General features: G+C 57.5%; 5 protein-coding genes. 3 read left to right on the forward strand and 2 right to left on the reverse strand.

The window, feature by feature from the left end; genetic code table 11:
* The 3 genes from ACMLHG_RS01120 to ACMLHG_RS01130 form a co-directional block, all read left to right on the forward strand.
* Positions 1 to 260 (forward strand): transposase (locus ACMLHG_RS01120; protein WP_417169255.1); only part of this gene is annotated, 260 nt, incomplete at its 5' end.
* 226 nt (positions 261 to 486) lie between these two features.
* The gene (locus ACMLHG_RS01125; protein ID WP_417169256.1) at positions 487 to 1,752 is read left to right on the forward strand and encodes a hypothetical protein; all 1,266 of its coding nucleotides are present in this window, start codon (positions 487 to 489) and stop codon (positions 1,750 to 1,752) included.
* On the forward strand, positions 1,736 to 3,277 hold the full coding sequence (locus ACMLHG_RS01130) for a hypothetical protein (protein WP_417169257.1): 1,542 nt from the start codon (positions 1,736 to 1,738) through the stop codon (positions 3,275 to 3,277). Before ACMLHG_RS01125 ends, ACMLHG_RS01130 begins: the two co-directional genes overlap by 17 nt.
* Before the next feature lie 399 nt (positions 3,278 to 3,676).
* Here ACMLHG_RS01130 and ACMLHG_RS01135 read toward each other — a convergent pair whose 3' ends face one another.
* Positions 3,677 to 3,907 (reverse strand): hypothetical protein, encoded by a 231-nt coding sequence (locus ACMLHG_RS01135; protein ID WP_417169258.1) that lies wholly within the window; start codon positions 3,905 to 3,907, stop codon positions 3,677 to 3,679.
* Positions 3,898 to 4,904, reverse strand: a 1,007-nt coding sequence (locus ACMLHG_RS01140) for a hypothetical protein (protein ID WP_417169259.1), incomplete at its 5' end; no start/stop codon positions are given. The genes ACMLHG_RS01140 and ACMLHG_RS01135, both read right to left, overlap by 10 nt.

A 4,904-nucleotide genomic window follows, 5' to 3' on the forward strand; every position in this document is an offset into this window, starting at 1 on the left:
CTCCTGTCAAGGAAAAAATGGCGTTTCGCCTGAAAACCCAAGCTGGTCGCACCGTTTACAAAAAGCGCAAAGAAACAGTCGAACCGGTGTTCGGAATCATCAAAACCATACTGGGATTCCGAGGTTTTTTATTGCGAGGGCTGGACAAGGTATCCATTGAATGGGATTTGATCACCGCCGCATACAATTTCAAACGACTTCACAAACTTTGCGGAGGGAATCTGCTTGAATTCACGAAAATCCTTCCACAGAGAAGTTAAAATGATGATTGCGGAGGGATTTACGTGTCAAAGATATGGATTTAATGTCGGAGCGGATAAATTCTCGCTACTGACAATAGAAAACGGAAAAAACAAGCATTATGCGCCTATCGGGATGGACATTGATTTTCCCAAGCCAAAAATCTCACTCCGACAGGCTGCTCGGCCGGAAAAGATTACCGGGCGGCGCCCTCTTTTCGTGCTGGATACCGGCGCCGGGAAAAATGTGGCCGCACTTGAAACCCTCCTCGATGAGTTCGGCCTTGCCTGCCGGCGGATCGGTTCCGCGGCGGAGGCCGCGGCGGACTCCGTGCTGGCCGTACCTCCCGAAACCGCGGAACCGCAGACCCTCCGGCTGCAGGACGATCCCGCAGTCGCCGCTTTCCTGAACCGCGGCGGCACATTGCTGGTGCTGGAACAGAAGAACATCAAAAGCATCCTGCCCGGCAACCGGAGCCCGGCGCCGGGAGGCAACACCTTCGTCGATGTCGTCACGCCGGACCATCCGCTTTTCGTCGGCCTCGATCCGGCCCGGTTCGATACCTGGAACAACCCGGACCACGGTTACGTGGCGGCAGCGGCTTTCCTCCCCTACTCCCCGGATGCGCTGGCGGTCAGGGGAACCGGCCTCGGGCAGAACGGCATCGGCGGAGCCGTTATAGAAGGAACTGTCGGCAGCGGGCGGGTCCTGCTGTCGCAGCTGGAAGCAACGGCGTGTTACCGGAATGACAGCGCAGCGGCCGCCTATCTGCGCAATTTGCTGGCCTATGCGGTCGGCGAAGAACGTTGGGAACAGGCACAGCCGCTCAGCGTCGGCCAGAGCCGGACCTTTGAAGTCCGGCCGGAGACGCAAAAGCCGATCGACCTTGCACCATATGCGAACGCCCCGTTCCGCGACGAATATGAAAACGACGGCAAGGGCGGCTGGACCGATCAGGGCAGCAACGACTTCCGCATGATGCCGGTCGGGGAGCTGACCGCCGCCGGAGTGCGGTTCCGCATCGTCGATCCCGCCCGGAACGGCGGCCGGGGATGCCTGGTGCTCCGCGGCTCCGAACGCCCCGGACTTCCGGCGGCAGTACGCGGCATCCGGGTACATGAAAAGGTGTCCCGGCTCTTTTTCATGCACACCGCCGCGTGGGGGAACCGGGGATTCGCCGGAGCCTACCGGATCCGCTATGCCGACGGCAAAACCGTCGATTACAAACTTCAGGGCGGCGAGAACATCGGCGACTGGTGGCGGGTCGCCATGCTGCCGGAAGCCAAAGTCGGAATCATCCGCCGGAACGCATTCGGCAGTGAAGTGGGCACTTTCGTCGCGGCGTGGCGAAATCCGCGCCCGGAGGTAAGGGTGGACTCCTTCGACTTCCTCTCCGCCGGAGAGGCGCAGGACGGGGGAATCGACTGGCTTCCGTCGAACTCCCCCGTCCCGGTACTGGTCGCCGTGACCGCGGAAAAGGCAGAGGAGAAAGATCATGGCCAATTGCAATAAAGAACTGCTCCGGCAGGTCAGGGTGTTGAAACCGAAGCTGGAACATTGGGAAGTCGCTCCGGAACGACAGGTGGCCTTCGCCGCGGACTCCACCGCCTGGCAGGGGTATGCGGCGATCGGCGTTGGGCCGGCCGCAGGAGTATTGAACCGGCCGTTCGCCGCGGGAGAGCGTTTCCTCCTGGACTTCGGAGAGCATTCGGTCGGCCGCCTGAAACTGGCGATGCGCACCACAGGCAAGCCGGCCGACGCCCCGGTACGATTGAAACTGCTCTTCGCGGAACTGCCGCAGGAGATCGCCGAAGCGGACCGGCCGTTCACCGGGTATTTGTGCCGCTCATGGATTCAGGAGGAGACCGTAACGATCGACGAGATTCCGGCAACCGTGGTGCTGCCGCGCCGCTATGCGATGCGCTATCTGCTTTTGGAAGTGGTCGGCACGCCGGACCGGCTGGTATTTGACGATATCCGGTTCATCGCCCAAAGCGTCGTGGGACGGAGGTTGCCGCCGCCCCCGCCGGGCATTCCCGAACGGCTGGCGCGGCTCGACGCAATCGCGCTGCGCACACTCCGGGACTGTATGCAGGAACTGTTTGAGGACGGCCCCAAACGCGATCGGAGGCTCTGGCTCGGAGACCTCTATTTGCAGGCTAAAGTGGACCGGGTGAGTTTCCGTCGCTTTGACCTGGTGGAACGCTCGATCGCACTTCTGGCCGCCTTTACTTCGGAGCAGGGGCAGGTGGTTTCCAGCGTCTATGAAAAGCCGGCACCCGCTCCCGGCAACTGGCTGGCGGATTATCCGCTGCTTTTCCCGGCGCTGATCCGCGAGCACACACAAGCCGCCGGTGGAGCGGAATTCGCCGCCCGGTATTACGATACGGCCCTGCGCCAACTTGAACCGATGCGTCAAAGCTGGGGAGATACCCCTTGCCCCCATTCCGAACATTGGGCGTTCATCGACTGGTCGGAAAAGCTCGATAAGACGACCGCGCTGGCGGGAGTCTACCTCTTCGGCCTGCGGAACGCCGCCGCTCTGGCGGAACTGCTCGGACGCGAAAGCGACCGGGCGGCGCTGCTGACCGAAGCCGAAAAACGAAGCCTCCGGCTGCGCCGCGAACTGCGCGATCCCCGGACGGGACTTTTCGTCAGCGGCCCGGACCGGCAGCTCTCGTATGCCTCGCAGATCTGGATGATCCTCGGCGGCGCGGTTCCCCCGGAAGATGCCGGCACACTGCTCCGAAAACTCGCTTCGGCACCGGAGGCAATCCGGCCCGTCACGCCTTTCTTGCATCACTTCCTGCTGGAAGCGTGGGCGGTCGCCGGCGAGTTTGAACAGCTGTTCCGCCACCTGCAGGAATACTGGGGCAAGATGGCGGATTGCGGAGCCGACACCTTTCAAGAGGTGTTCGATCCTGACAATCCGTACCGCACACCCTATGGGGATGTCCGGCTCAACAGCGCCTGCCACGCCTGGAGCTGTGCTCCGGCATACTTCATTCGCCGTTGCCGCGACCGGATTCCCGGCTGACGCCGACGGCGGACAACGTCTGCCGCCGTCTTTTCGATTTGCCGGTTTTACGTTGCGGGAGCCATGAGCTGAATCCAAGCCCACTCTTGGTGCGGCAGGCAACGTACCGCCGCGCGACCTCGGGTGCATGGTCGTCGTCAATGCAAGCTGGCGGGACGGTATTTTCCTGCGGCTGCAATCCAATGTGGAGGCAAACGGTATCCGACATCTCCGGAAATCAGCTGCGGAAGGAAACGCTTTCGCCCGGCATACGGCAAATTCCGGTTCCTTCCACCGGGTATCTGCTGCTTGCACAGGAGACCGTCAATCCGTATTATGTTTCAGAACAATAAAAGGTGAAAAATGTCATATATTCCAGGTGTAAAGACCCTTGGTTTACTATATCCCACTGTTTGCCGATTACAAGGAATCAAAGATAAACGGCAAGAAGTCGGCTGTTTGCCAAGCGGAATCCATAATGGCTTTTTGAGAGCAGACATCGGCATAAACATCTTCCGCTGAAAAATGATTTTCCTTTGCCAAAGATTTTTCCATTCCATTGTTGCGTTGCGGGAAAAATGAAACAAGCGGCGGTTTGCATGAGCAAAGAATGATCGAACATAAGAGTAACAGTATTGTTTTTAAATCCATAATAACGGACCTTTCCTCAAATCGAAGGAATATTCTGGCTTTTTCCAAAATTCATACCAGCGGGGACGCACAAACATCAAAACGCCGGTGTCGTGCTGTTCGTCAATGGTAAACAGCTCCTCAAAATCCATTCCGCCGCCTGTGATTTTCAAACGGTGTTTTCCGGGAGGAAGCAGAGTTGGGAAGCTGTACAAGGTGTGCTGAAGCATCTTTCGATCCGACTGGATTTTGCTTTTTGTAACAGGAATCCCGTCAATTTCTACGGTCAGTTCGGGGGCATCGCCCCGGATCATGCTCTGATTCGTGATCACCAGATGAAACGTTCCGCCCAAGGCATTCCGGATTTTCGATCGGAGCGTTTGATCCGCATCTTCAAACTTTTCATAATAAAACATATTGCGATCTGAAATACAATGAAACATGCCGTGAAAATAGGAACGGGATCCAGTAGACGGTGTAATCTCAATGGAAAACTTTCCCGGCACTTCATAAATACGCGACATCCAAGTCTCACCCGGTCGGTCTTTCAACGGCAGATCCCCGGCTGCCGCTTTCAGCCGTTCCTGCAAACGGAACAGAGATTCCTCGTAATGGTTTGTCCTACCGGGGACAATGTTCAAGATGGATTCTTCCGGCTGTTTCCGGGAGAGAATGACATATTTTCCGCGCACACAGGTGCAATTGATAAAGAGAGTCCGGAATGCCGATGTTTCCAGTTCGTTCCAACAGGGAAGAAACAGGTATTCCCGGCACCTCTGTGTGCCGCCGAAACTGCGGGCATCCAATTGCGCTCTTACGAGCAGAACGTATTTCCCCGGATAGGAAACATGAGTGCACAGATACAGAAGTTCATCTCCGCAGTGTTCCCTTTGCAGCGCCTGTTTCTCCAGCAGACTGCAGGATAATTTCCAATGCCGCCCGTCGGTAAGATTCCGCGTCTCATTCGTCCTTAAAAGCAGTTTTTCTCCATAACGGTGCAACGTCTTTTTTTCTCCGT

This window comes from Victivallis sp. (assembly GCF_048170485.1).
Lineage (GTDB): Bacteria > Verrucomicrobiota > Lentisphaeria > Victivallales > Victivallaceae > Victivallis.

Bases quoted from the DNA above. Each gene is read 5' to 3' on its own strand.
- ACMLHG_RS01130 (WP_417169257.1), top strand. From the start codon at position 1,736: ATGGCCAATTGCAATAAAGAACTGCTCCGGCAGGTCAGGGTGTTGAAA.
- ACMLHG_RS01135 (WP_417169258.1), bottom strand. From the start codon at position 3,907: ATGGATTTAAAAACAATACTGTTACTCTTATGTTCGATCATTCTTTGC.